Below are 20,717 nucleotides of genomic sequence, written 5' to 3'. Positions count from 1 at the left end.
TAGAAAGGGTGCGTGCCGTGACCACCGCCCAGACCCCGGAGCTCGACGTCCAGCCGACTCCGCTCGCCCTGTTGCTGCTCGGCCGCGAGGCCGACCCCAAGAGTGAGCGGGGTGTCGAGTGCCCCGGCGATCTGCCCTCGCCGTCCGACCCCGCCCTGGTCGAGCGCGCCCGCGCCGCCAAGGAGAAGCTCGGCGACAAGGTGTTCGTGCTCGGTCACCACTACCAGCGTGACGAGGTGATCCAGTTCGCCGACGTCACGGGCGACTCCTTCAAGCTGGCCCGCGACGCGGCCGCGCGCCCGGAGGCCGAGTACATCGTGTTCTGCGGTGTGCACTTCATGGCCGAGTCGGCGGACATCCTCACCTCCGACGACCAGAAGGTCGTCCTGCCCGACCTGGCGGCCGGCTGCTCCATGGCCGACATGGCGACGGCGGAGCAGGTCGCGGAGTGCTGGGACGTGCTGACCGAGGCCGGGATATCCGGGCAGGTCGTCCCGGTGTCGTACATGAACTCCTCGGCCGACATCAAGGCGTTCACCGGCAAGCACGGCGGCACCATCTGCACGTCCTCCAACGCCAAGCGGGCGCTGGACTGGGCGTTCGAGCAGGGCGAGAAGGTCCTCTTCCTGCCCGACCAGCACCTCGGCCGCAACACCGCGGTGCGGGACATGGGCATGTCCCTGGAGGACTGCGTCGTCTACAACCCGCACAAGCCGAACGGCGGCCTGACGGCGGACGAGCTGCGCGCCGCGAAGATGATCCTTTGGCGCGGCCACTGCTCGGTCCACGGCCGCTTCAGCCTCGACTCGGTCAACGATGTGCGTGCCCGCATCCCCGGCGTGAACGTGCTGGTCCACCCGGAGTGCAAGCACGAGGTCGTGGCCGCGGCGGACTACGTCGGCTCGACCGAGTACATCATCAAGGCGCTGGAGGCGGCGCCCGCCGGCTCCAAGTGGGCGATCGGCACGGAGCTGAACCTGGTCCGCCGCCTCGCCAACCGCTTCGCCCCCGAGGGCAAGGAGATCGTCTTCCTCGACCGCACGGTCTGCTTCTGCTCCACCATGAACCGCATCGACCTCCCCCACCTGGTCTGGACCCTGGAATCCCTCGCCGAGGGCAACCTGGTCAACCACATCCAGGTCGACCAGGAGACGGAATCCTTCGCGAAGCTGGCACTGGAACGGATGCTGGCACTGCCGTAACCGCGGACGGCACGACGCCCTGCGCCTGGTCTCGGGGGCGGGGCGTCGCCGTACGTGCCGACGACGGACGACATGGGTGACGCCGGCCGGGCGGGGCCCGCGCGCACCACATGACCCACCTCCGGTCGTACCAGGCGGCCCCCATGTGCGGGCGTCGTACTGTTCCTCCCGTGACCACTCTCGAACGCGCACGTTGCGAGCTCAAGGCGCATCCGCTCGCGCTCGATGCGGCGCTCGCCGGGGCTGTTCTCGTCTGTATGGTCGCCGGGGCCTTCGCCGCTCCGCGGGATGGTGGCGGTGTCAGGTGGGAGGTCCGGGCGCCGGCCGCGCTCAGTCTGCTGCTCATGCTGCTCGCCGCCGTCGCGCTCGTCTTCCGGCGCCGTGCCCCCCGTACCGTCCTCGCCCTCACCGGCACCTTCTCCGTCGTGGAGTGCGTCACCGGGGATCCGCGTGCGCCCGTCACGATGTCCGCCGTCGTCGCCCTGTACACCGTCGCCGCCACCACCGACCGCACCACCACCTTCCGCGTCGGCCTGCTCACCATGACCGTGCTGACCGCCGCCGCGATGCTCGCCGGTCCGCTGCCCTGGTACGCGCAGGAGAACCTGGGCGTCCTCGCCTGGACCGGCATCGGTGCCACCGCCGGGGACGCGGTGCGCAGTCGCAGAGCCGTCGTCCGGGCCATCCGGGAACGCGCCGAACGCGCCGAGCGCACACGGGAGGAGGAGGCCCGTCGCAGGGTCGCCGAGGAACGCCTGCGCATCGCCCGCGACCTGCACGACGTCGTCGCCCACCACATCGCCCTGGTCAATGTGCAGGCCGGCGTCGCCGCCCATGTCATGGACAAGCGCCCCGACCAGGCCAAGGAAGCCCTCGCCCACGTCCGCGAGGCCAGCCGCAGCGCGCTCAACGAGCTGCGCGCCACCGTCGGCCTGCTGCGCCAGTCCGGCGACCCGGAGGCACCCACCGAACCCGCCCCCGGCCTCAGCCTCCTCGACGAGCTGGCCGGCACCTTCCGCAGCGCCGGGCTGCCCGTGCAGGTCGCCCGCGCCGACCAGGGCACCCGGCTCCCGGCGGCCGTGGACCTCGCCGCGTACCGCATCGTCCAGGAGGCCCTGACCAACGTCCGCAAACACGCGGGCGCGGGCGCGCGGGCCGAGGTGAGCGTCGTACGCGTCGGAGGGGACATCGAGATCACGGTCGTGGACGACGGCACCGGCATCCACGCCGGGGGCCCCGAGCCCGAGTCCGGCGGCGGGCACGGACTCCTCGGCATGCGCGAACGCGTCGGCGCGCTCGGCGGCACCCTCACCACCGGCCCCCGCTACGGCGGCGGCTTCCGCGTCCATGCGATCCTGCCGGTCAGCACCACCGACACCCGCATCGACGGCCGTACGACGGCACCGGGGGAGCCCGTATGACCATCCGTGTCCTGCTCGCCGACGACCAGGCCCTGCTGCGCAGCGCCTTCCGGGTACTGGTCGACTCCGAGCCGGACATGGAGGTGGTGGGCGAAGCGTCCGACGGCGCGCAGGCGGTGCTGCTGGCCAGGGAGCGGCGCCCCGACGTCGTCCTCATGGACATCCGCATGTCCGGCACCGACGGACTCGCCGCCACCCGCCTGATCGGCGAGGACGCGGAGCTGGCGGATGTCCGCGTGGTCATCCTGACCACCTTCGAGGTGGACGACTACGTCGTCCAGTCGCTGCGCGCCGGTGCGTCCGGCTTCCTCGGCAAGGGCAGCGAACCCGAGGAACTGCTCAGCGCCATCCGGATCGCCGCGGCCGGCGACGCCCTGCTCTCCCCGGCCGCCACCAAGGGCCTGATCGCCCGTTTCCTCGCCCAGGGCGACGGCGACGACGGCCGCGCCACCCTCGGCTCCGAGCGGCTCGGCACGCTCACCGTCCGCGAGCGCGAGGTCCTCGTCCAGGTCGCCGGCGGGCACTCCAACGACGAGATCGCCGAACGCCTCGCGGTCAGCCCGCTGACCGTGAAGACGCACGTCAACCGGGCGATGGCCAAGCTCGGCGCACGCGACCGGGCGCAACTCGTGGTCATCGCGTACGAGTCCGGTCTGGTCCGGCCGCGGGTGGAGTGATCTCCACCCGCGCACCCCCGTACGTCTCCACCCGCGCACCCCGTACGTCTCCACCCGCGTGTACTGCGCGCGGAGTAGGGGCCGGGTAAGGAAACGGGACCTGCGGCTTACGGACCGGGCCTCCCCCATGGCCGAGGGTGGTGAGGGTGGTGATGTGGACGCTCACCGGCGTCCCGCCATCGCTGTCCTGCCGCTTCCTTTGTGTCCTCCGTGAACGGAAGCGCTTCTGCCGCTCACAGAAGAGAGACCCACACCCATGTCCTGGCTGTCCAGATTCAGCCTCGCCCAGCGGGCCCTCGTCGGCCTGGTCTCGATCGTCGCCCTGGTCTTCGGCGCGATCGCGATACCCCAGATCAAACAGCAGCTGCTGCCCACCATCGACCTGCCCATGGTGTCGGTGATCGCGCCGTACCAGGGCGCCGCGCCCGATGCGGTCGAGAAGCAGGTGGTCGAGCCGATCGAGGACGGCCTCCAGGGCGTCGACGGCGTCACCTCGGTCACCTCCACCGCGGGCGAGGGCAACGCCGTGATCATGGCGTCCTTCGACTACGGCAACGACACCAAGCAGATCGTCGCCGATGTGCAGCAGGCCGTGAACCGGGCCCGCAACCAGCTGCCGGCCGGGGTCGATCCGCAGGTGATCTCCGGCTCCACCGACGACATGCCGACCGTGGTGCTCGCCGCCACCTCCGACAAGGACCAGCAGGCGCTCGCCGACCAGCTCGACAAGACGGTCGTACCGGCCCTGAAGGACATCGACGGCGTCGGCCGCGTCCAGGTCACCGGCGTCCGCGACCTCCAGGTCGCCGTCACCCCCGACGATGCCGAGCTGGCGCGGGACGGCCTCACCCCCGCCGCTCTCGCCCAGGCGCTCCAGGCGGGCGGCGCGAGCGTCCCGGCCGGCTCCTTCGACGAGAACGGCGCCAACCGCACCGTCCAGGTCGGTGGCGGCTTCACCACGCTGGCGCAGATCAGGGACCTCACCGTCACCGGCGCGGACGGGCACAAGGCCGTACGCCTCGGCGATGTGGCCACCGTCAAGGAGCAGCCGGCCCCGGCCGACTCCCTCACCCGCACCGACGGCAGGCCCAGCCTCGCCGTCAACGTGACCATGGACCACGACGGCAGCGCCGTCACCATCTCCAAGGGGGTCAAGGACAAGCTGCCCGGACTGCGCGCGCAGCTCGGCACCGGCGCGAAGCTGACCGTCGTCAGCGATCAGGGTCCGGCCGTCTCCAAGTCCATCAAGGGCCTGACCACCGAGGGAGCGCTCGGCCTCCTCTTCGCGGTGCTGGTCATCCTCCTCTTCCTGGCCTCGCTGCGCTCGACGCTGGTCACCGCGGTCTCCATCCCGCTGTCCGTGGTCCTCGCGCTGATCGTGCTGTGGATCGGCGGCCTGTCCCTGAACATGCTCACGCTCGGCGCGCTGACCATCGCCATCGGCCGGGTCGTGGACGACTCGATCGTGGTCCTGGAGAACATCAAGCGGCACCTGGGCTACGGCGAGGAGCGCCGGTCGGCGATCATCGAGGCGGTGCGCGAGGTGGCCGGCGCGGTCACCTCCTCCACCCTCACCACGGTCGCGGTGTTCCTGCCGATCGGCCTGGTCGGCGGCATGGTGGGCGCGCTGTTCGGCTCCTTCAGCATCACGGTCACGGCGGCCCTGCTGGCCTCGCTGCTGGTCTCGCTGACCGTCGTACCCGTCCTGTCCTACTGGTTCCTGCGCGCCCCCAAGGGCACCCCCGAGGACGCGGCTCAGGCCCGCCGCGCGGCCGAGGAGAAGGAGGCCGACAGCCGCCTCCAGCGCGCCTATGTGCCCGTGCTGCGGTTCGCGACGCGCCGCCGTCTCACCAGTGTGCTGATCGCGATCGTCGTCCTGGTCGTCACGTTCGGCATGTCCGGCCTGCTCAAGACCAACTTCTTCGACCAGGGCGAGCAGGAGGTCATCACGGTCAAGCAGGAGCTGAAGCCCGGTACCAGCCTGGCGGCGACCGACGCGCAGGCGAAGCGGGTGGAGAAGCTCCTCGCCTCCACCAAGGGCGTCAAGGACTACCAGGTCACCATCGGTTCCTCCGGCTTCATGGCGGCCTTCGGCGGCGGCACGGACACCAACCAGGCGTCCTACCAGGTGATGCTGGAGGACTCGACGTCGTACGACAGCGTGCAGCGGCACCTGGAGAGCGGTCTGAAGGGCCTCAAGGGCATCGGTACGACCACGGTGTCGGCCGGTGACGGCTTCGGCAGCCAGAACCTCAGCGTCGTGGTGAAGTCCGCGGACCCGGCGGCCCTGCGTACGGCGGCCGAGCAGGTCCGTGCGGCGGTGGCCGGGCTCGACGGCGTCACCGACGTCACCAGCGACCTGTCCACCAGCGTGCCGCGGATCTCCGTGACGGCCAATGCCAGGGCGGCCGCGGCCGGTTTCGACAACCAGAAGCTCGGCGCGGCGGTGGCGCAGGCGGTGGGCGGTACGACGGCGGCGAAGGCGACGCTCGACGGCACCGAGCGCGATGTCGTCGTCAGGTCGGCCAAGCCCGCGACGACGGTGGCGCAGCTGAGGAACCTGCGGCTCGGGCAGGTCAGGCTCGGGGACATCGCCACGGTGAAGCTGGTGGACGGGCCGGTCTCGCTGACCCGGATCGACGGCCAGCGGGCCGCGACGATCACGGCGAAGCCGACCGGGGACAACACGGGCGCGGTCAGCACCCGGCTCCAGTCGAAGATCAAGGCCCTGAAGCTGCCGGCGGGCGCCGAGGCGCAGATCGGCGGGGTGACGTCCGACCAGAACGACGCCTTCAAGAACCTCGGCCTCGCGATGCTGGCCGCGATCGCGATCGTCTTCATGCTGCTGGTGGCGACGTTCCGGTCGCTGGTCCAGCCGCTGATCCTGCTGGTGTCCATCCCGTTCGCGGCGACGGGCGCGCTCGGGCTGCTGATCGTCACGGGGACCCCGATGGGTGTCCCGGCCATGATCGGCATGCTGATGCTGATCGGCATCGTGGTGACGAACGCGATCGTGCTGATCGACCTGATCAACCAGTACCGGGCTCAGGGGCACGGCGTGGTCGAGGCCGTGATCGAGGGGGGCCGCCACCGGCTGCGCCCCATCCTCATGACGGCCCTGGCCACGATCTTCGCCCTGCTGCCGATGGCCCTGGGCGTGACGGGCGAGGGCGGCTTCATCGCCCAGCCGCTGGCGGTCGTGGTGATCGGCGGCCTGATCACGTCCACACTGCTGACGCTCCTGCTGGTGCCGACCCTCTACGCGATGCTGGAGCTCCGCAAGGAGCGCCGCGCGAAGAAGAAGTCGGCCAAGCACCAGCCGCCGGCCCCGGCCGAGCCGGACCTGGCCCGCGTCTGACGACGGTTCCCATCCCCGCAGGGGCGTCTCCGCATCCGCGGAGACGCCCCTGCGGGCTTTCTCCGGCCGGCCGTCCCGCGTTCCGGGTCGGCCGCAATCCGTTTGTCCCGGCGAACCGCGCCGCCCTGACGTGAGATCACTTCACCGAGACGTTCCCCGGAAGCACGCCGCAGAGCGGGCACGTCCCACCTCGCGGTCCCGCGCCGGCCCGGCCCGGCGGCCCCGAGGTGCTGTTCGGCGGCTTCCAGCCCGCCGCGATCGAACGCGTCGGGCGCTGGGGTGACGGCTTCCTGGCCGCCGCGACGGCGAACCGCGCATCGTCGCGCAGGTCAATGTCGCGCTGGGCCCGGCGGACGTGGTCGACGACGCCCGAGCCGCCATGCACGCGTGCTACGCGTTCACCGGCATGGCCGACCGGATGGTGGCCGGGATGCTCAGCACGCCGGCCGGGATCCGCGAGGCGATCGCCGGCTTCGCGGACCTCGGTGCGGACGAGGTCATGCTCTACTGCCACGGCCTCGACCCGGACCAGGTGGACCGCCTCGCCGACGTCCGGTGACAGGGGTTCCTCGGGGCCCGTTCAGTCCGGGATCAGGCCGTCTTCGCCGAGCAGGGCGCGGACCTCGGGCAGGGAGGCGTCCGGGGCGGGGAGGATCAGGTCGGAGGGCTGGAGTTCGGCGTCCGGGAGGGGGGTGCCGAGGCGGCGGACCGCGGCGAGGAGGGCGCCCAGGGTGCGCCGGAAGCCCTCTTCGTCGCCGCTCTCCGTCTCGGCCAGGAGTTCGTCGTCCAGCCTGTTCAGCTCGGCGAAGTGGGAGTCGTCCAGCCTGACCTGGCCCTCCCCCATGATCCGTACGATCACGTCGGCCTCCTCGGCTCGTCTCCCGGCGGCACCCCCGCCACCGCTTGCTACTGCTTGTCGAAGCGCGGGGTGTCCTGCGGCTGCTGCTGGGGCTGCCCCTGTCCGGTGCCGCCCTCGATGGCCTGCTGCTGGCTGCCTCCGGCCAGCTCGGCCTTCATGCGCTGAAGCTCCAGCTCTACATCACTACCACCGGAGAGCCGGTCCAGCTCGGCCGCGATGTCGTCCTTGGCCATGCCGCTCGGGTCGTCCAGGGCACCGGAGGCGAGCAGCTCGTCGATCGCGCCGGCGCGCGCCTGGAGCTGCTGCGTCTTGTCCTCGGCCCGCTGGATCGCGAGGCCGACGTCGCCCATCTCCTCGGAGATGCCGGAGAAGGCCTCGCCGATACGGGTCTGGGCCTGGGCGGCGGTGTAGGTGGCCTTGATGGTCTCCTTCTTCGTACGGAAGGCGTCCACCTTGGCCTGGAGGCGCTGCGCCGCCAGGGTGAGCTTCTCCTCCTCGCCCTGGAGGGTGGCGTGCTGGGTCTCCAGGTCGGTCACCTGCTGCTGGAGCGCGGCGCGCCGGGACAGCGCCTCGCGGGCCAGGTCCTCGCGGCCCAGCGCGAGCGCCTTGCGGCCCTGGTCCTCCAGCTTCCCGGACTGCTGCTGGAGCTGGTTGAGCTGGAGCTCCAGACGCTTGCGGCTGGTCGCCACGTCGGCGACCCCGCGGCGCACCTTCTGGAGCAGCTCCAACTGCTTCTGGTACGAGTAATCGAGGGTCTCGCGCGGGTCCTCGGCCCGGTCAAGGGCCTTGTTCGCTTTCGCGCGGAAGATCATCCCCATACGCTTCATGACACCGCTCATGGGCTTCGCGCGCCCCCTTCTGACGGACTCCAGCTCACCGATCCTGCGACAAGACCCACAGTACGGGCCCTGCGTCCATTACCGCACTGTCCGGGGCGTGATGCGCTCATCCCCGAGAACGACTGCGGAGAGTGCCGCTCCGGCGCAGGGAGGAGGCCGCCCCTCACCCCGGCCCGTGCGAACGCCCCCTCTGCGTCCTGTAGACGCACGGTGTTGCCGGATCGTTCCCGGCCGGGCTGCGGTCCATGCCCCGGATGCCCTTACCCTTGGTCTTTGTGTTCCGTAGCCGTGCCAAGGAAGAGAAGTCCCAGGCCGACAAGCCGGTGAACTTCTCCAAGCAGCCCCGTGACCCGCAGGCCCCCAAGGGCAGGCCCACGCCCAAGCGCAGTGAGGCCCAGTCCCAGCGCCGCAGCGTCGCCCATACGCCGACGACGCGCAAGGACGCCTCCAAGCGCCAGCGCGAGGAGCGCCGCCTCGCGCTCCAGAGGCAGCGGGAGGCGCTGGCCAGCGGTGACGAGCGCTATCTGCCGGCCCGCGACAAGGGCCCGGTCCGCAGGTTCGCCCGCGACTGGGTGGACTCGCGGTTCAACGTCGCGGAGTTCTTCCTGCCGCTGGCGATCGTGATCCTCGTGCTCAGCGTGGTGCGGGTGCCCTCGATCCAGAACATCGCGCTGCTGCTGTGGGCGCTGGTGATCGTCCTGATCGTGGTGGACGCCGCCGTCAGCGGTCTGCGGCTGAAGAAGCGGCTCAAGGAGCGCTTCCCGGACGGCAACACGCGCGGCGCGGTGGCCTACGCGCTGATGCGCTCGCTCCAGATGCGCCGGCTCCGGCTGCCGAAGCCGCAGGTCAAGCGCGGAGAGCGACCCTGAGCGCAGACGCTTTCACCGGGGGTGCCGCGCACTCCTGGCTGGACAAGGTGGGCGGGCTCCGCGATGTCGTACGCCAGGAACTGGTGGCGCGGCAGCTCGACGAGCAGATAGCCGGGCGGTTCCCGGTCGGGCAGCGGCTGCGGGTGCTCGACGTGGGGATCGGGCAGGGCACCCAGGCCCTGCGCCTGGCCCGCCTCGGCCACCAGGTGACCGGGGTCGAGCAGGACCCGGTGATGGTCGCCGCGGCGCGCGAGGCGCTGAACCGGGAGCCGGTGGGCATCCGGGAGCGGGTGCGGCTGGTGCAGGGCGACGCACGGGACACCGGCGTGCACTTCCTGCCCGGCAGCTTCGACCTGGTGCTCTGCCACGGCGTGCTGATGTACGTCGCCGAGCCCGATCCCCTGGTGGCGGGGCTGGCGCGGGTGCTGGCGCCGGGCGGGCTGCTCTCGCTGCTGGTGCGCAACGGCGACGCGCTCGCCATGCGGCCCGGTCTCGCCGGTGAGGCGGCGGGCGCGCTGGCCGCCTTCGACACCACCGCCTACACCAACCGCCTCGGCCTGAACGTGCGGGCCGACCGGCTGTCCGAGCTGACCGCCACCCTCGCCGGCATCGCCGCCCCGCTGCACGCCTGGTACGGCGTGCGGGTCTTCACGGACCTGGCGGCGGACGACGCGCCGCTGCCGTACGACCTGGAGGCGCTGCTCGCGGCCGAGGAGCGGGCGGGCCGCACGGACCCCTACCGGGGCGTCGCGGCGCTGCTGCATCTGTGCGGGGTTCGGGGCTGAATCCCGAGGGCGTACGGCGCCGAGCCCGATAGGGGCAATACGGCGGGCCCGCCGGTCGGCGCGCGGTCAGACTCGGTACATGGCCGCTTCCGCACCCCGCGCCCCCTTCCCCCGCCGCCTCCCGATGTCCTCCTGCCGCCTGCTCGCGGCCGTCGTCCTGCTGTGCTGCGCGGCGCTCACGGCGGGCTGCGAGGGCCCCGGCGTCCCGAGCGCCGGGCGGCCGGACGCGGCGACGGCGAGCCCGGTGACCGTGCCGCTGGCGGCGGGCGATCTCCAGAGCGCGTACCAGCGGGTGATCAGGCAGGTGCTGCCCTCGGTGGTGCAGATCGAGGCGAGCCGTGATCTGGGCTCCGGGATCGTGTACGACGACCGGGGGCACATCGTCACCAACGCGCACGTGGTCGGCGACGAGAAGACCTTCCGGGTGACCACGGCGGGCAACGAGGAGCCGCTCACCGCGAGCCTCGTCTACTCCTACCCCCAGCAGGACCTCGCCGTGATCAAGCTGGACCGGGTGCCGGACGGGCTGAAGCCCGCGGTGTTCGGGGACTCCGAGAAGGTGGAGGTCGGCCAGATCGTGCTGGCGATGGGCTCGCCGCTCGGGCTGTCGTCCAGCGTCACCCAGGGGATCGTCTCGGCGACCGGACGGACCGTCAGCGAGGGCAGCAGCGGCGGCGGTACGGGCGCCACCATCGCCAACATGGTGCAGACCTCGGCGGCCATCAATCCGGGCAACAGCGGCGGCGCCCTGGTCAACCTGGACGGGCAGGTCGTCGGCATCCCGACGCTGGCCGCGGCCGACCCCAACCTGGGCAGCGCGGCGGCCGGGATCGGCTTCGCCATCCCCGCGTCGATGGCGCGGACCATCGCCGGTCAGATCGTGCGCGAGGGGCGGGTCGTGGACTCGGGCCGGGCCGCGCTCGGCATCACCGGGCGGACCGTGGTGGACGACCGCCTCCAGCCGGCCGGGGTCGCCCTCGCGAGCGTGCACGGCGGGGGCCCCGCGGCGCGGGCGGGACTGCGCACCGGCGACATCGTCACCAGGGTCGGCGACCAGCCCATCACCACCATCACCTCGCTCCAGGAGGCCCTGGCGGCGGACAAGCCGGGCCAGCGGACGACGGTGACGTATCTGCGCGACGGAGCGCGGCGGACCGCGCAGGTGACGCTCGGCGAGCAGTGAGAGGGCGAGGAGGGGCGCGGCCTTGCGGAGTACGGCCTTCGGAGTACGGCCGGCCGGGTGCCCCCGGTCCGCGGAGCGCGCCCCTCCTCACCGGGGGTCAGGAGGCGTCGGCGTGCAGGCTCATCGGACCGTAGATCTCGGTGGTCTCCTCGAACAGCCGTACCTGGTCCGCGCCGCCCTCCAGCAGCGTCCGCCAGTGCTCCCCCACCCAGGACTCGGCGTCCCCCTGGGTGCCGAACTCCTCGGGCTGGACGGCCGGCTGGACCTCCGTCCCGTCGGCCTTCTCGAACCGCCACGTCCATGCCGTCATCTGGGCCTCCTAGTGATCCGACACCTGCTGGAAGAGTAGACGGAAGCGCAATACCCGATCGGACAGGCGAAAATCGTCCCGTGGAAGTGACTCTGCTCGGTACCGGCGCCCCCGCCGGCCTGCCCCGCCCCGACTGCCCCTGTGCCGCCTGCGCGACGGCGCTGGGCCCCGACGCGCGGGCGGCCACCGCGATGCTGGTGGACGGCGTGCTGCTGCTGGACCTCACGCCGGGCGCGGCCTTCGCGGCGGCGCGGGCCGGGCACTCCCTCGGCGGGGTGCGCCAGGTGCTGCTCTCCCACCCGCACGACGGGCCGCCGGTGGAGGTGCCGGCCGGGCTGCCGCATCCGGTGCGGGTGCCGGACGGGCGGGAGCTGACGCTGCTGACGGGGCATCGGGTGCGGGCGGTGGCGATGGACGCGGGCGGCACGGGGTACGCGGTGACCGGTCCGGACGGGCAGCGGCTGCTGTATCTGCCGCCGGGCGGGGCACCGGCGGGTCTGGAGGGGGCGACGGCGGAGTCGTACCACATGGTCCTCGCGGACGTCGTGGGCCGGCCCGACGCGCTGGCCCGGCTGCGGGCGGTCGGTTCGCTCGGGCCCACCACGGATGTGCTCGCCGTCCATCTCGACCATGATGTGCCGCCCGGCCGTGAGCTGCGGCGGCGGCTCGCGGCGGCGGGGGCGCGGGCGGTGCCCGACGGTACGACGCTGGTGGTCGGCGCGTACGAGGACGTGCCGGACGTGCCGCGGCGCACGCTGGTGCTCGGCGGGGCGCGCTCCGGGAAGTCGGTCGAGGCGGAGCGGCGGCTGGAGTCCTTCCCCGAGGTGCTGTACGTGGCGACGGGCGGGACGCGGGGCGGGGACACGGAGTGGGCGGCGCGGGTGGCGACGCACCGGGAGCGGCGGCCGGGGTCGTGGCGTACGTCCGAGACGACGGATCTGGTGCCGGTGCTCGCCGAGGACGGACCGCCGGTGCTGATCGACTGCCTGTCGCTGTGGCTGACGGATGCGATGGACGCGGTGGGGGCGTGGGACGACGCGGAGTGGGCGGGCGGGGGCGAGAAGGCGCTGCGCGAGCGGGTGCGGGAGTTGGCGGAGGCGGTGCGGTGCACGCGGCGGACGGTGGTGGCCGTGTCGAACGAGGTGGGCTCGGGGATCGTGCCGGCGACGGCGTCGGGGCGGCGGTACCGCGACGAACTGGGGCGACTGAACGCGGCGTTCGCGGGAGAGTGCGAGGAGGTACTGCTGGTGGTGGCGGGGCAGGCGGTGGTGTTGCGGGGGTGAGGGGCGCCCTGCGTGGGGCGGGGCGCGGCTGCCGGCGCTACGGCACCTCCGCCGCGGCGGGTTTGCGGGCCACGATTCTGTGGTGGGACAGCCAGGGGATCCGGTGGATGCCGGTCAGGAGCGTGCCGGGCGGGATCTCCGCGGCGGTCGGTGCCCAGCCCGCGCCCAGGACGATGTGACCGCCGGGCCGCAGGACCAGGTACGCGCAGCGGAGATCGGCCGGGTCGGTCGGCGGGGTGAGGAGGCTCACCACGTCGTAGCGGGAGTGCAGGCGGGCCGCCACGTCCGGCAGACCGCCCCGGTACGCCTCCTCCACCCGGCCCTCCGCGAGCGCCCGCTCCACCCGGTCCGTGGGGTCGACGCCGTCGAAGCTCGTGTAGGGGAAGAACCGCTTCGCCGCCTCGGGGAAGCGGCCCTCCCCCGTGCCGACGTCCAGCCAGCTCTCCGGTTCGGGGAGCCTTGAGAGCGCGCGGGCGGTGAGGTGGTGCCGGATCCGGGCCAACTGGTTTTCGCAGAAACCTGGTTGGTCGGCAGGCTCCAGTGTGCGGGGCGAGGGCGGCATGGACGGCGGCTCCCTGTGCGACATTTCGCTGCAAAACGGAACGTATGGGATGCCGATCTTGGACGCAACGACATCGCCGGGTCGTGAGGGCGATGTGGCGCGGAAGCGTTCGCCCGCTGGCGGTACTGTTCGGCGAATGAGCAGGATTGATCTGGACGACTTCACCGATCTGATCGAGCGCCCGGACGGGGGCGTGCGCCGTGACGCCGAGGCCCGGCGGGAGCGCCAGATCGTGCCGCCCGGAGCGCTGGGGCGGCTCGACGAGCTGGGCGAGTGGCTGGCCGCCGCCCAGGGCGCCGTACCGGTGCGGACCGTCGAACGGCCGCGGCTGATCCTCTTCGCCGGCGACCACGGCATCGCCGGACGGGACGTCTCCGCGCGGCCCGCGGGCGGCACGCGGGAACTGGTGCGCGATGTGCTGGAGGGCGTGAGCCCCGCCGCGGTGCTGGCGCGCCGGCTCCGGGTGCCGGTCCGGGTCGTGGACATGGCCGTGGACTGCGACCCGGCCGACTTCCCCGAGGAGGTCGGGCGGTACCGGGTGCGGCGCGGCAGCGGCCGTATCGACATCGAGGACGCGCTCACCGAGGAGGAGGCGGACGCCGCGCTGCGGGCCGGTATCGCGGTGGCCGACGAGGAGGCCGACTCCGGTACGGACCTGGTGGTGCTCGGCGACCTCAGCGTGGGCGGCACCACCGTGGCCGCGGTGCTGATCGCGGCACTGTGCGGGACCGACGCGTCGGTGGTGACCGGGCGGGGCGGCGTGCCGATCGACGACCTCGCCTGGATGCGCAAGTGCGCGGCGATCCGGGACGCGCTGCGGCGGGCGCGGCCGGTCCTCGGCGACCAGGTGGAGCTGCTGGCGACGGTCGGCGGGGCGGACCTCGCGGCGATGACCGGGTTCCTGCTCCAGTGCGCGGTGCGCAAGCTGCCGGTGATCCTGGACGGCGTGGTGGGCGCGGCGTGCGCGCTGGTGGCGCAGCGGGTCGCGTTCCGGGCGCCGGACTGGTGGCTGGCGGCGCACGACAGCGGGGAGCCGGGGCAGCGGAAGGCGCTGGACCGGATGGCCCTGGAGCCGCTGCTCCAGCAGGGCGTCAAGGCCGGCGAGGGCCTGGGCGGGCTGCTGGCCCTCCCCCTGGTCCAGGCCGCGGCGGCACTGGCCGCGGAGATGCCGGAACGCCCGGAGACCGAGAAGGAAGCGGAGAGCGGGAAGGAATCGGAGGCCGGGGAGGAATCGGAGGCCGGGGAGGGGTAGCCGACGGGAAACAGCCGGCCCAAAGGGCCGATTGGCACCCCTTCGTTCGGGCAACCCCCATATGATCCGTCTCCATGGGAGATACCCGGATTGCCGTTCCGCCGCGGGTCGAGGCGGGGCGGGGAAGTGAGGTCGGGCGGCGGCCGGGTGGGCTGTCCTCCAGGGCCGCCGCCTTCGCCGTCTGGTATCTGCGGGTCATCGCGTTCGTCAACTTCCTCACCGCGGTGTGGGTCTCGCTGTACCAGGACGTGCGCCGGCACAACCAGGACGACTTCTTCACCCCGTACCTGCTGACCGCCGGCTTCGCCTCCGGTGTGTTCACCGCGTTCCTGGCGATCACGATGCGGCGCCGCAAGCGCGCGGCCTGGATCCTCAACCTCGTGCTCAGCGGTGTCTTCCTCGCGCTGTTCGCGTTCGCCATGGCGTTCCCGGAGATCCACCGGTACGCGCAGAACTGGGTGTCCCTGGTGCTGACCGCCGCGTTCGTCGCGGCGCTGCTGGTGGGGCGGCGGGAGTTCTACGCGAAGGGCGACCGCGCCAACCCCCGGCTCGCGGCCACCGTCGCCGTCGGCGGCGGGCTGGCCGCCAGCCTGCTGGCCGGGCTGCTGGTGACGGTCACCAACCAGGCGCCGGACGCGGCCCGTTCGACGTTCCGGGAGCGCTGGCACTACGGCACCCTGCGCCTGATCTCGGTCTCCGCCGACGAGCGCCACTTCCCCGGCATCGCCCCGCCCACCTGGGCCGACGTCGCCGTCAACGTGCTCAGTACGGCCCTGGTCCTCGCCGTGTTCTACGCCGCCTTCCGCTCCCGGCGCGCCGTCGACCCGCTCACCGCGGACGACGAGAAGCGGCTGCGGGAGCTGCTGGACCGGCACGGCGAGCGGGACTCGCTCGGCTACTTCGCGCTGCGCCGGGAAAAGAGCGTCATCTGGTCGCCGACCGGCAAGGCGGCCGTCGCCTACCGCGTGATCGGCGGGGTGAGCCTCGCCTCCGGGGACCCGCTCGGCGACCCGGAGGCCTGGCCGGGCGCGATCGTGCCGTGGCTGGAGGAGGCGCGGGCGCACGGCTGGATCCCGGCGGTGATGGGGGCGAGCGAGGAGGCGGGCACCGTCTACCACCGGCACGGCCTGGACGCGCTGGAACTCGGGGACGAGGCGATCGTGGAGGTCGCCGACTTCACCCTCGACGGGCGGGCGATGCGCACCGTACGGCAGGCGTACAACCGGGTGCGGCGGGCCGGGTACCAGGTGCGCGTGCGGCGCCACGAGGACATCCCGGCGGCCGAGATGGCGCTGCTGGTGGAGCGCGCGGACGCCTGGCGGGACGGGGCCACCGAGCGAGGGTTCAGCATGGCGCTGGGGCGGCTCGGGGACCCGGAGGACGGCCGGTGCGTGATGCTGGAGTGCACGGACGCCGAGGGCCGGCCGCGCGCGCTGCTGTCCTTCGTGCCGTGGGGTCCCGGCGGCCTCTCGCTGGACCTGATGCGGCGCGACCGCGACGCCGAGAACGGGCTGATGGAGTTCATGGTCATCGAACTGCTGCGGCGCGCCGGGGAGATCGGGATCACACAGGTGTCGCTGAACTTCGCGATGTTCCGCTCGGTCTTCGAACGCGGGGCGCGGCTCGGCGCCGGACCGGTGCTGCGGCTGTGGCGCTCGCTGCTCAGCTTCTTCTCCCGCTGGTGGCAGATCGAGTCGCTGTACCGCGCCAACGCCAAGTACCGGCCCATCTGGGAGCCGCGGTTCCTGTGCTTCGAGAAAAGCGCGGACCTGCCGCGCATCGGCCTCGCCTCGGCCCGCGCGGAGGGCTTCCTGGAAGCGCCGGGACTGCCCGGCTGGCTGCACCGAGGACGGCTCGGCGCGCGCCGCTGACCGTACCGAGGTAGGGAATGTCGTATGGGATCGCTCGCCCGCTGGGCCCGCGCCGAGTGGGGGCCGCTGTACGGCACCGTGCGCGGACCCCTGCGCGGACCGCGCCCGTGGGCGACGCCGGTGACCGCGCTGCCGATGACCGCGCTGGCGGTGCTCCTGACCGCGCTCCTCCAGTTCGCGCAGAACCGGCCGTGGGGTTTCCGGCTGGTGCAGGGCCTCGGCGCGGTCCGGGCCGAGGACCCGTTGTGGCTGAGCCTGCTGCGCACTCCCCTGTCGCTGTTCGTGCCCGCCCTCGACCTGCCGGTGTGGGGGGCGCTGGCGCAGATCCTGCTGGTGTTCGGGATCGCCGAGCTGTGCCTGGGCTGGCGGCGCACGCTCGGCATCGCGTATCTCGCCACGCTCGCCGGGACGCTGTACGCGCGCCTGGGCATCACCCTCGGCGCGCACGCCCCCTTCGGGCTGCCCTGGACGGACGCGCAGGTGGTGGACACCGGCCCGTCCGCCGCCGTGGTGGGCCTCGCGGTGTTCGTGGCCTGGCGGCACGGGGCGTACGCCACGGCGGGCGCGGTGACCGTGGCGATGGTCGCGGAGGTGCTGATGAAGGAGAACCTGGCGGGCAAGGAGCATCTGGCCGCGCTGATGGCGGTGGGCTCGCTGTGCCTGGCGGTGGCGGTACGGCACCGCCCCTGCCGGCTGCTTCAGGGACGACTGTCGGGCAACCGGGCCGGGGCGGGGTCGGGCCTGCCGCCGATCCAGTCCTGAAGGGCGCGGCTGCGGGGGGTCCAGCGGCGGTCGTGGCGGTAGGCGCGCAGGGTGGCCCGCGCGCGGGCGCGGGGGCGGCGGCCGTAGAAGCGGCGGGCCCAGAAGGAGTCGGGGCGGGCCAGCCGGAGCGCGCCGACCAGGGCGACCAGCGGCACGACCGCGCCGAACACCGCGGTGCGGGTCTTGCCCTTGCTCAGCGCGACCAGGGAGAGCAGGAAGTTGGCGGCGATGTTGGCGACGGCCGTGCCGCGGTCGGCGAGTTCCTCCCGGCTCAGGTCGTTGACGCCGAACGGCGCGAATCCGGAGAGCAGCAGTCCCACCAGGGCGGCGGTGAGCACGACGGCCTCGACGCTCTTGCGGCCCTCCTCGGTCCAGTAGACGTCGTTCAGGTGCAGGATCAGCGCGAACTCGTCCAGGACCAGGCCCGCGCCGATCCCGAACACCACGGCGGCGAGCGCTCCGCCGGTGCCGTGCCGGTCGCTGGCGACCGCGCCGAAGCCGCCGACGACGGTGAGCACCACGCCGGGGACCACGTGGTGGATGTGCAGCCCGCCAGCGCTGACATTGCGGAACGGGCCCTTGCCCGCCCGGATCAGACGGGTGATCACCCGTGTGACGACGAACGTCAGCAGGAAGGCGGCGAGGGCGAGCAGCAGCGGAAGCTTGCCCGGTTCGACGATGTTCCGCATCCACCAGTGCCCCATGTGCGCACTTTATCCCCGGTGCCCGGCCCGCGGCGGTCCCCCGGTCGCCGGGTAGCCTGCGCCGATGCGCACGTCCTCGCCGCCCACCGCCCTCGACGGCCTCCGGTTCGCCTTCGGCACGCTCACGGTGCTGCCCGTACGGGTGCGCCGCTGGGACCGGGGGGCCGCGCGCGGGGGCATGCTCGCCGCCGCCCTCGTGGGCCTGGTCGCCGGCGTCCTCGCGGCCGCCCTCGGGCTGCTCCTGCTCCTGCTGGGCGCGGGCCCGCTGCTCGCCGCCGTCGGCTCGGTCGCCGTACCCGCCGTCCTCACCCGCGGCCTGCACCTGGACGGGCTCGCCGACACCGCCGACGGGCTGGGCAGCGGCAAGCCGGCCGAGGAGGCGCTGCGCGTCATGAAGCGCTCGGACATCGGTCCGTTCGGGGTGCTCACCCTGGTTTTCGCGCTGCTGGCCCAGGTGGCCGTGCTGGCGCAGTCGTACGGCGACGGATGGGCGCGCGGGGCCGCGGCGGCGGTGATCTCCGCGGTGACCGCCCGGCTCGCGCTCACCCTGGCCGCCCGCACCGGGGTGCCGGCCGCGCGGCCCGAGGGGCTCGGCGCGGCCGTCGCGGGGGTGGTGCCGGTGCCGGGCGCGCTCGCCGTCACCGTGCTGTGCGCGGCGGGCGCGGCCTTGTGGGGCGCTGAGTGGGGCCCGTACGGCGCGCTGCGCGCCGCGGTCGCCGTGCTGTTCGCGCTCGCCGCCGCCGAACTCCTGCTGCGCCGCTGCCTGCGCCGCTTCGGCGGGGTGACCGGGGACGTGTTCGGCGCGCTCGCGGAGACGGCCGCGACGGCGTCCCTGGTGGTGCTGGCCTTCGGCCGCTGACGAACCGGGAGCCAACTCCGGTGCGCGAGGGGGTGCTTGACCGCGAATGGGGCGTCCGGCGGGGGGCGGCGGCCGCCGCGCCGCGTACGGGTGAAGACCGCGGGCATGAGCGCGGGCGGGCGCGAGCGTACCCTCGTCCCCTGGGTGTTCGCCCACCAGGCGGGGACCCCGGTTGCCACCTGCCCCGGACCTGGACCCAGGGTCGGCTGTCGGGCCCGGTCGACCCACCCCACCGCAACTTCACACCGGAAGCGAGAATTCACCACCGTGACTGCTCTGACTCTCAGCACCGCCGCGGCGCCCGGCCTGCGGGCCGACGCGATCGTGATCGGTGTCGCCAAGGGCGCCAAGGGCCCCGTCGTCGCGCCGGGCGCCGAGGCCGTGGACAAGGCGTACGACGGCAGGCTGGCCGGCGTCCTGGAGACCCTCGGCGCCTCGGGTGCCGAGGGCGAGCTGACGAAGCTGCCCGCCCCCGCGGGCTTCAAGGCCCCGCTCGTGGTGGCGGTGGGCCTGGGCGCGGAGCCCGGCACCGAGGACGGCTTCGACGCCGAGGCGCTGCGCAAGGCCGCGGGTACGGCGGCGCGGACGCTCGCCGGCGCCAGGAAGGCCGCGTTCGCGCTGCCCGTGGACGGCCCCGGCGCGCTGGAGGCGATCGGCGAGGGCGCGCTCCTCGGCGCGTACTCCTTCGACGTCTACAAGGAGAACAACGCCAAGGCCAAGGGCGCCCGCGCGAAGAACGGCAAGGCCCCGCTGGGCGAGGCCGTGCTGCTCGGCGGCAAGCCGCGGGACGCCGCCCACAAGGGCGCCCTCGCCCGCGCCGTCGCGGTCGGCGAGGAGCTGAACCGCGCCCGCGACCTGGTCAACACCCCGCCGAACGACCTCACCCCCGAGGGTTTCGCGGGCATCGTGCAGGCCGCGGCCAAGGAGCACGGCCTCAAGGTGCAGGTGCTCGACGAGAAGGCGCTGGTCAAGGGCGGCTACGGCGGCATCCTGGGCGTCGGCGGCGGCTCGGCCGCGGCCCCCCGCCTGGTCAAGATCGCGTACACGCACCCCAAGGCCGAGCGGAGCCTCGCCTTCGTCGGCAAGGGCATCACCTACGACTCGGGCGGCATCTCGCTGAAGCCGGCCGGTCACAACGAGACGATGAAGTGCGACATGGCCGGCGCCGCCGCCGTGTTCGCGGCCGTCGTCGCCGCGGCCCGGCTCGGTCTGGAGGCGAACGTCACCGGCTGGCTGGCGCTGGCCGAGAACATGCCGTCCGGCTCGGCGGTGCGTCCGGGTGACGTGCTGCGCATGTACAGCGGCAAGACGGTGGAGGTGCTCAACACCGACGCGGAGGGCCGGCTGGTGCTGGCCGACGCGCTGTGGGCGGCGTCGCAGGAGGAGCCGGACGCGATCGTGGACGTCGCGACGCTGACCGGCGCGATGATGGTGGCGCTGGGCAGCCGGACGCTGGGCGTCATCGCCAACGACGACGCGTTCCGCACCACGGTGTACGAGGCCGCGGAGGAGACCGGCGAGCCGGCGTGGCCGATGCCGATGCCGGAGCACCTGGCCAAGGGCCTGGAGTCCCAGGTCGCCGACATGACCAACGTCGGCGAGCGGTGGGGCGGCGGCCTGCTGGCCGGCCTCTTCCTGCGCGAGTTCGTGGGCGAGGGCATCCCCTGGGCGCACCTCGACATCGCGGGACCGGCCTTCAACGAGGGCGGCCCCTTCGGGTACACGCCGAAGGGCGGCACCGGCACGGCGGTGCGGACGCTGGTCCGCCTCGTGGAGCTGACGGCCGAGGGTGAGCTGGGCTGACGCTCGCCCGCCCGCCGGCCGGGACCGCACGGTCCGTGGCGCATCCTCGGGGGCGCGGGGGCTGCTCGCGCAGTTCCCCGCGCCCCTTCGGGGCGCTCGGGGCGCCCGTAGTGGGACG

General features: G+C 73.3%; 18 protein-coding genes and 1 pseudogene. 14 read left to right on the top strand and 5 right to left on the bottom strand.

The genetic code is table 11. The annotated features are described in order from the left end of the window. The first annotated feature begins 17 nt into the window (after positions 1–17). The 5 genes and pseudogenes from nadA to ACZ7EC_RS08070 all read left to right on the top strand — a co-directional run. Complete coding sequence (gene nadA, locus ACZ7EC_RS08090) at positions 18–1,202, top strand: quinolinate synthase NadA (RefSeq protein ID WP_471059316.1); 1,185 nt, start codon at positions 18–20, stop codon at positions 1,200–1,202. A gap of 170 nt (positions 1,203–1,372) precedes the next feature. Continuing rightward, the gene (locus ACZ7EC_RS08085) at positions 1,373–2,623 is read left to right on the top strand and encodes a sensor histidine kinase (RefSeq protein ID WP_471059315.1); all 1,251 of its coding nucleotides are present in this window, start codon (positions 1,373–1,375) and stop codon (positions 2,621–2,623) included. Continuing rightward, a complete protein-coding gene (locus tag ACZ7EC_RS08080) occupies positions 2,620–3,300 on the top strand; it encodes a response regulator (protein WP_471059313.1) in 681 nt (226 codons plus the stop codon). The genes ACZ7EC_RS08085 and ACZ7EC_RS08080 overlap by 4 nt, the downstream gene beginning before the upstream one ends. Positions 3,301–3,556: 256 nt before the next feature. Beyond that, positions 3,557–6,658, top strand: a complete 3,102-nt coding sequence (locus tag ACZ7EC_RS08075; protein WP_471059311.1) for an efflux RND transporter permease subunit — start codon at positions 3,557–3,559, stop codon at positions 6,656–6,658. Positions 6,659–6,825: 167 nt separating this feature from the next. After that, positions 6,826–7,217, top strand: a pseudogene (locus tag ACZ7EC_RS08070) (LLM class flavin-dependent oxidoreductase); the annotation flags it as partial. 21 nt (positions 7,218–7,238) lie between these two features. On the opposite strand, the gene pspAA reads toward ACZ7EC_RS08070, so the two are convergent. Beyond that, positions 7,239–7,517: a PspA-associated protein PspAA gene (gene pspAA, locus ACZ7EC_RS08065; RefSeq protein ID WP_471059309.1), complete on the bottom strand. Its 279-nt coding sequence runs from the start codon at positions 7,515–7,517 to the stop codon at positions 7,239–7,241. A gap of 47 nt (positions 7,518–7,564) precedes the next feature. Next, the gene (locus tag ACZ7EC_RS08060; protein ID WP_471059307.1) at positions 7,565–8,356 is read right to left on the bottom strand and encodes a PspA/IM30 family protein; all 792 of its coding nucleotides are present in this window, start codon (positions 8,354–8,356) and stop codon (positions 7,565–7,567) included. 245 nt (positions 8,357–8,601) lie between these two features. On the opposite strand from ACZ7EC_RS08060, the gene ACZ7EC_RS08055 reads away from it, so the two are divergent. The 3 genes from ACZ7EC_RS08055 to ACZ7EC_RS08045 all read left to right on the top strand — a co-directional run bounded on the left by ACZ7EC_RS08055 (position 8,602) and on the right by ACZ7EC_RS08045 (position 11,193). Next, positions 8,602–9,225: a DUF3043 domain-containing protein gene (locus ACZ7EC_RS08055; RefSeq protein WP_471059305.1), complete on the top strand. Its 624-nt coding sequence runs from the start codon at positions 8,602–8,604 to the stop codon at positions 9,223–9,225. An 83-nt stretch (positions 9,226–9,308) separates the two neighbouring features. Then, positions 9,309–10,010: a class I SAM-dependent methyltransferase gene (locus tag ACZ7EC_RS08050; protein WP_471059779.1), complete on the top strand. Its 702-nt coding sequence runs from the start codon at positions 9,309–9,311 to the stop codon at positions 10,008–10,010. 124 nt (positions 10,011–10,134) lie between these two features. Further along, the gene (locus ACZ7EC_RS08045; protein WP_471059777.1) at positions 10,135–11,193 is read left to right on the top strand and encodes a S1C family serine protease; all 1,059 of its coding nucleotides are present in this window, start codon (positions 10,135–10,137) and stop codon (positions 11,191–11,193) included. Between the two features lie 97 nt (positions 11,194–11,290). Here ACZ7EC_RS08045 and ACZ7EC_RS08040 read toward each other — a convergent pair whose 3' ends face one another. Then, positions 11,291–11,503: a hypothetical protein gene (locus tag ACZ7EC_RS08040; RefSeq protein ID WP_471059303.1), complete on the bottom strand. Its 213-nt coding sequence runs from the start codon at positions 11,501–11,503 to the stop codon at positions 11,291–11,293. An 80-nt stretch (positions 11,504–11,583) separates the two neighbouring features. On the opposite strand from ACZ7EC_RS08040, the gene ACZ7EC_RS08035 reads away from it, so the two are divergent. Further along, positions 11,584–12,786, top strand: coding sequence for a bifunctional adenosylcobinamide kinase/adenosylcobinamide-phosphate guanylyltransferase (locus ACZ7EC_RS08035; protein WP_471059301.1), 1,203 nt, complete (start codon positions 11,584–11,586; stop codon positions 12,784–12,786). Positions 12,787–12,823: 37 nt separating this feature from the next. Here ACZ7EC_RS08035 and ACZ7EC_RS08030 read toward each other — a convergent pair whose 3' ends face one another. Next, complete coding sequence (locus tag ACZ7EC_RS08030; protein ID WP_471059299.1) at positions 12,824–13,348, bottom strand: methyltransferase domain-containing protein; 525 nt, start codon at positions 13,346–13,348, stop codon at positions 12,824–12,826. 136 nt (positions 13,349–13,484) lie between these two features. On the opposite strand from ACZ7EC_RS08030, the gene cobT reads away from it, so the two are divergent. The 3 genes from cobT (at position 13,485) to ACZ7EC_RS08015 (ending at position 17,233) form a co-directional block, all read left to right on the top strand. Next, positions 13,485–14,600, top strand: a complete 1,116-nt coding sequence (cobT, locus tag ACZ7EC_RS08025) for a nicotinate-nucleotide--dimethylbenzimidazole phosphoribosyltransferase (RefSeq protein WP_471059297.1) — start codon at positions 13,485–13,487, stop codon at positions 14,598–14,600. 74 nt (positions 14,601–14,674) lie between these two features. Beyond that, on the top strand, positions 14,675–16,471 hold the full coding sequence (locus ACZ7EC_RS08020; protein WP_471059295.1) for a phosphatidylglycerol lysyltransferase domain-containing protein: 1,797 nt from the start codon (positions 14,675–14,677) through the stop codon (positions 16,469–16,471). Positions 16,472–16,495: 24 nt separating this feature from the next. Continuing rightward, positions 16,496–17,233 (top strand): hypothetical protein, encoded by a 738-nt coding sequence (locus ACZ7EC_RS08015; RefSeq protein ID WP_471059293.1) that lies wholly within the window; start codon positions 16,496–16,498, stop codon positions 17,231–17,233. Here ACZ7EC_RS08015 and ACZ7EC_RS08010 read toward each other — a convergent pair. Beyond that, positions 17,170–17,937 (bottom strand): hypothetical protein, encoded by a 768-nt coding sequence (locus ACZ7EC_RS08010; RefSeq protein WP_471059291.1) that lies wholly within the window; start codon positions 17,935–17,937, stop codon positions 17,170–17,172. The two genes, ACZ7EC_RS08015 and ACZ7EC_RS08010, sit on opposite strands and share 64 nt — an antisense overlap. Before the next feature lie 64 nt (positions 17,938–18,001). On the opposite strand from ACZ7EC_RS08010, the gene ACZ7EC_RS08005 reads away from it, so the two are divergent. Together ACZ7EC_RS08005 and ACZ7EC_RS08000 are read left to right on the top strand one after the other, a co-directional pair. After that, positions 18,002–18,796 (top strand): adenosylcobinamide-GDP ribazoletransferase, encoded by a 795-nt coding sequence (locus ACZ7EC_RS08005; RefSeq protein ID WP_471059289.1) that lies wholly within the window; start codon positions 18,002–18,004, stop codon positions 18,794–18,796. Positions 18,797–19,063: 267 nt separating this feature from the next. Further along, a complete protein-coding gene (locus ACZ7EC_RS08000) occupies positions 19,064–20,599 on the top strand; it encodes a leucyl aminopeptidase (protein WP_471059287.1) in 1,536 nt (511 codons plus the stop codon). The last annotated feature ends 118 nt before the right edge of the window (positions 20,600–20,717 follow it).

The sequence above is a fragment of the Streptomyces sp. NPDC037203 genome (genome assembly GCF_055605065.1).
The sequence above is the reverse complement of the archived record's forward strand: the minus strand, read 5'-3'. Positions and strand labels throughout refer to the sequence as shown.

Bases quoted from the DNA above. Each gene is read 5' to 3' on its own strand.
- ACZ7EC_RS08080 (WP_471059313.1), top strand. From the start codon at position 2,620: ATGACCATCCGTGTCCTGCTCGCCGACGACCAGGCCCTGCTGCGCAGC.
- ACZ7EC_RS08075 (WP_471059311.1), top strand. From the start codon at position 3,557: ATGTCCTGGCTGTCCAGATTCAGCCTCGCCCAGCGGGCCCTCGTCGGC.
- ACZ7EC_RS08060 (WP_471059307.1), bottom strand. From the start codon at position 8,356: ATGAGCGGTGTCATGAAGCGTATGGGGATGATCTTCCGCGCGAAAGCG.
- ACZ7EC_RS08055 (WP_471059305.1), top strand. From the start codon at position 8,602: ATGCCCCGGATGCCCTTACCCTTGGTCTTTGTGTTCCGTAGCCGTGCC.
- ACZ7EC_RS08045 (WP_471059777.1), top strand. From the start codon at position 10,135: ATGTCCTCCTGCCGCCTGCTCGCGGCCGTCGTCCTGCTGTGCTGCGCG.
- ACZ7EC_RS08040 (WP_471059303.1), bottom strand. From the start codon at position 11,503: ATGACGGCATGGACGTGGCGGTTCGAGAAGGCCGACGGGACGGAGGTC.
- ACZ7EC_RS08030 (WP_471059299.1), bottom strand. From the start codon at position 13,348: ATGCCGCCCTCGCCCCGCACACTGGAGCCTGCCGACCAACCAGGTTTC.
- cobT (WP_471059297.1), top strand. From the start codon at position 13,485: ATGAGCAGGATTGATCTGGACGACTTCACCGATCTGATCGAGCGCCCG.
- ACZ7EC_RS08020 (WP_471059295.1), top strand. From the start codon at position 14,675: ATGGGAGATACCCGGATTGCCGTTCCGCCGCGGGTCGAGGCGGGGCGG.
- ACZ7EC_RS08015 (WP_471059293.1), top strand. From the start codon at position 16,496: ATGGGATCGCTCGCCCGCTGGGCCCGCGCCGAGTGGGGGCCGCTGTAC.
- ACZ7EC_RS08010 (WP_471059291.1), bottom strand. From the start codon at position 17,937: ATGGGGCACTGGTGGATGCGGAACATCGTCGAACCGGGCAAGCTTCCG.
- ACZ7EC_RS08005 (WP_471059289.1), top strand. From the start codon at position 18,002: ATGCGCACGTCCTCGCCGCCCACCGCCCTCGACGGCCTCCGGTTCGCC.